Here is a 4,247-nt window from a genome sequence, read left to right as displayed (position 1 = left end):
GGGCAGTCTTGCGGCGAGGACGGGTCTGCAGATCATTTTCTATGACAATCCGGTCACGACAAATACCCTCTATACCGCGCAGCAGCTGATCGAATTAGCGGAAGCCGTTCCAGCGATTAAGGCGATCAAAATGACCGACCATAACATGGGCAAAATCCGGGCGTTGAAACAGCACACCTCACTCGCGGTATTCGGAGGCGATGACATCATCTGCTTCCGTGCCATAGAGGCGGGGATTGATGGGAATATGATTATTGCCCCGATCATCTTTCCGAAGGAGTTCAAGGAAGGCTGGGATCTGTACCGGGCGGGGAAACGGGAGGAAAGCTTCGCTGTCTTCTCAAGTAAAATATTGCCGTTCATCCATATGTTCGGTCCTGGAGACGAGATTCCAACGACCAAAGCCTTGTATCACCATCTGGGTCTATTCAAGAGCGCGGAGACGCGCCTGCCGCTTCTGCCGTCCAGCGATCATCGGGTAAATGAAATGTTGCTTGGTTATGGCGCGGTACAAGTTTAAGTTAGGTTTAAATCCACTCATAACGCAAACCTGAATAGGTTTGCGTTATGTTTGATTACATAAAGAATGGTATTACAGTTTCTAAATTTGACAATTCAGTAGATAAAAATATTTTTCTAGAGTGAAACACGCGATGTTACGTTGACATCATTCATTTTATGGTGTTATATTAAAACAAATTCATCAAGTAAAATTAATTTTCAATATACAGAAATATTGATTGAAATCATACTCGTGAGAGAGAAGGAGAGCAGGACCTATGATTCATAGGATTGATAAGGCCATTCGTAAGAATGCTGTTGGTTATCTGTTTATGCTGCCGTTAATCGTTGGGATCGTCGTTTTCTCGATCTATCCTATGATCAATGCATTCATTCTCAGTATGCATCGTTCGGCAAGTGGTACGGGTGGGGATTGGGTCGGTTGGGCAAACTATGAGTTTGTTATAGCAGATTCCTCATTTTGGAAATCACTCTACAACACCCTTTATATGGGAGCGCTTTCGGTATTGTCCGGGGTTGTTTTCTCCTTTATTTTGGCGACCTTAATTAACAATCTGGTATCTACCCGGTTGAAGAACGTATTTAAGGCCATCTTCTTCCTTCCGAATGTGGTTTCGGCTGTTGCAACCAGTATTGTTTTTACTTTCCTGTTCTACCCCTCAAGGGAAGGCTTGTTGAATTACTTTGTCGGATGGCTGGGAATGGAACCGATCGGCTGGTTTACAGATCCTACCTTCGCTCCGCTCAGTATCGTATTAATGAATTTATGGTCTGCGCTCGGTTATAACACCATTATATTTATAGCAGGTTTGCAGGGGGTTCCTGGCGATCTGTACGAAGCTGCGGACGTAGATGGTGCCACCCCGTTAAGAAAATGGTTCTATATTACGATCCCTTATATGCGATCAATCTTCGTGTTTATGATCATTATTGGCATTATAAACTCGATGAAGAGATTCACGGATGTATGGCTTATTGGAGGCACGGCAGGAAATCCCGGAGGATCGCTGCTCACCTCTGTATTGTACATTTACCGGAACGCATTCCTGTCTTCCCAGATGGGAGTGGCCTCTGCTGCGTCATACATTTTATTTATCTTTATCCTGCTGTTGACTGTGATCATGCTGATGTTCAATAGAAAGAAAAACAGTTTTGATTAAGGAAGGGGTGGTGGAGGATGTCAACTTCTCGTAGCCTTATGAGGCGCAATGGCACCTTGATGGGTCGTAAAAGATGGTCGAATAAAATATTGGTCGTATTGTTAGCTATTGGTTCTCTGGCAATGGTCATACCTTTCGCATGGATGGTGATTACCAGCTTCGATTGGGCAGCAAGGATCAGAATCCCGTTTCCACCGCGAATTTGGCCGCTTGATCCGTCCTTGAAGCCTTATGATGCAGCGTTTATGAACGTTCCGTTACTTAAATACATTTGGAACTCTGTCGTTGTGGCAGTAGGTGTTATCATAGTGAGCTTATCATCTGCTCTTCTCTCGGGTTATGCCTTATCCAAGCTGAAGGCGAAGGGCTCTGGCATCGTACTCGTAGCAGCGCTCAGCACAATGATGATTCCCTTTGAGATCACGATGATTCCGCAGTACTTGTTCTTCAGCCGTTTACATTTAACGGATTCTTACTGGGCCTTTTATTTACCGGCATTGAACTATGCTTTTGGCACATTTCTCGCCAAAGGAATCTTCGATCAATTGCCGGGCAGTCTCAGAGAAGCAGGAATTATTGATGGAGCGGGGGAGCTTCGGGTATTTCGGGTCATTTTCCTCCCTTTGTGCATGCCGATTATTGCCACATTAATTGTTCTGCAGTTTTTGGCTGTATGGAATGATTTATTATGGCCATTGCTTATTCTCAACACGCCGGACAAGTATACGATTCAGCAGGGGCTTGCCATGTTCACCTACAACAGGGGAACAGGGAAACTGCCTTCCATCACGATGGCGGCAACTACAGTTAGTCTTGTGCCGGTCGTTGTTTTATATATATTTTTGCAAAGGTATGTCGTAGAGAGTGTTGCGATGACGGGCATTAAACAGTAACAAAACATTAGGGGGAACTTACGTTGAAAAGGAAAATGCTGAGTTTATTGGCGATGATTATGCTCGTGATGTCGGTTGCAGCGTGCGGATCCAACTCTCCGGAATCAGGTTCAACTAAAACTAACTCGACTGAAGGCTCCTCGGATCTTCCAAGCGAGACATCAGATCTATCCGGAACAGTGCGTATGGCCTTGGCGGGAAATTGGCAGCTTGATGATGGTATCGATCCTATTTCAGGCAAACAGCTAGTCGGACTTAAAAAGTTGATTAAGGAGAAATTTGAATCTAAATTTCCAAACATCAAACTGGAAATAAGTGAAGTGCCATGGGAGAATACCCAAGCCAAGCAAAAGGCGCTCCTGATGTCCAATGATATCGATGTCCTCTATACGGCAGGCGGTTGGGCGAGTGAATGGTATGAACAAGGGTTTCTTAGAGAAATTGACGACTTGATTGCAGCCGATCCCTCCTTCAAGCCGGAAGCTTATTTGCAAGGGATCTGGGATTTCTCCTATAACACCAAATCGCTTGACGGTACGGCCCGCTTTGGAGTGCCAGCCGTAATGGGGCGCAGGATGACGGTATTCGACAAGAAAATATTCGACGATTTCGGCGTGCCTTACTTATCTGAAGTGCCAACACCGGAAGAGATTCTGGATAAAGCTAAGCTTCTTACAGGTAAAAACCCGAAAACGGGAGAGCAAACCTACGGCGTAATGTTCTTGGGAAATGTATTGGATGCATCGGTATTCCAAGCTCTGACTCGTTATTATAATGCTCCAGGCGGGGAAGGAACGCTGGGAGATTTGAAAAACATCAAATTCCAAATGAATTCACCCGAGATGGTCAACGTATTTGAGTTTTTGAAAGAGATCAGTAAATATGCTCCGCCTGCATTCGTAAATGGCCAGGGTGGTGAAAATTTCGGAACAGAGGCGAACAATATTGCCATTTCGCTGGATGATGGCGGATACGGAGCATGGAGTTCTTATTCCGCAGAGGGTGATGAGACGTTCCTGGACCGGTTCCAATCGGTTATGAATATTGGTCCGGATGGCGGCGGCTATGTTGCCGTAGATCCGTTTGTTATCTCGAAAAAGACGGAAGTAGCACAAGCAGCATGGGAAGTTGTTAAATTCATGGCGGGATATGATGTTCAGAAACATATGTATGAATCCCTTGCCTTTACACCGACGCTTGCGAATGCTGATTTTCTCGATCCGAAAGATCAATACGTAGTGAGTGCAATGAAGATCGCGGACGTAGCGAAATCCAATCTGATGGATGAAGTGAATCCATTCTTCAACAGTGAAGTTGTACCGGCGGTTAACAACTTTATCAGCTTATCAGCGAACAACAAAGCTCCGGATATTGAATCGTACTTGGCAAACTTGCAGGACAGAGCGGTGAAATGGCAGGCAGCACTAAAATAGTAAAAGACATCGAGGTTTTGTACGAGGAGGAATGAGCATGAAAGGAAATATACCGGTTATTCCAACACCATTCTTTGAGGGGAAAGTCGATTATGAGGGCTTTGAGAACTTGATCCATCATACCTCCGAGTATGTGGAGGGTTACGTAATCGGGGGGAGCACCGGCGAATCCCCGGCGCTGTCGGCCGAGGAGCGGATAGAAATCGCTGAATTCTTCGCGAAGCGGTTGCCGGACAAGC

The 4,247-nt window shown here is 45.5% G+C and carries 5 protein-coding genes; all 5 read left to right on the top strand.

Features of this window, described 5'->3' with window-relative positions; translation table 11 throughout:
- On the top strand, positions 1 to 520 hold a 520-nt coding region (locus IEY46_RS36085; RefSeq protein WP_189001229.1), incomplete at its 5' end, for a dihydrodipicolinate synthase family protein.
- A gap of 259 nt (positions 521 to 779) precedes the next feature.
- Positions 780 to 1,682 (top strand): carbohydrate ABC transporter permease, encoded by a 903-nt coding sequence (locus tag IEY46_RS36080; protein WP_189001226.1) that lies wholly within the window; start codon positions 780 to 782, stop codon positions 1,680 to 1,682.
- A 59-nt stretch (positions 1,683 to 1,741) separates the two neighbouring features.
- Positions 1,742 to 2,575: a carbohydrate ABC transporter permease gene (locus IEY46_RS36075; protein ID WP_373288964.1), complete on the top strand. Its 834-nt coding sequence runs from the start codon at positions 1,742 to 1,744 to the stop codon at positions 2,573 to 2,575.
- 23 nt (positions 2,576 to 2,598) lie between these two features.
- Positions 2,599 to 4,008 (top strand): ABC transporter substrate-binding protein, encoded by a 1,410-nt coding sequence (locus tag IEY46_RS36070; RefSeq protein WP_189001222.1) that lies wholly within the window; start codon positions 2,599 to 2,601, stop codon positions 4,006 to 4,008.
- Between the two features lie 37 nt (positions 4,009 to 4,045).
- Positions 4,046 to 4,247 (top strand): dihydrodipicolinate synthase family protein (locus tag IEY46_RS36065; RefSeq protein ID WP_188997253.1); only part of this gene is annotated, 202 nt, incomplete at its 3' end.

The sequence above is a fragment of the Paenibacillus nasutitermitis genome (genome assembly GCF_014641075.1).
GTDB lineage: Bacteria > Bacillota > Bacilli > Paenibacillales > Paenibacillaceae > Paenibacillus_Z > Paenibacillus_Z nasutitermitis.
Note: the sequence above shows the minus strand (reverse complement) of the source record. Positions and strands in the feature narration are given on the sequence as shown.

Excerpts from the sequence above, each read along its gene's own strand:
- IEY46_RS36080 (WP_189001226.1), top strand. The coding sequence starts at position 780 with ATGATTCATAGGATTGATAAGGCCATTCGTAAGAATGCTGTTGGTTAT.
- IEY46_RS36075 (WP_373288964.1), top strand. The coding sequence starts at position 1,742 with ATGGGTCGTAAAAGATGGTCGAATAAAATATTGGTCGTATTGTTAGCT.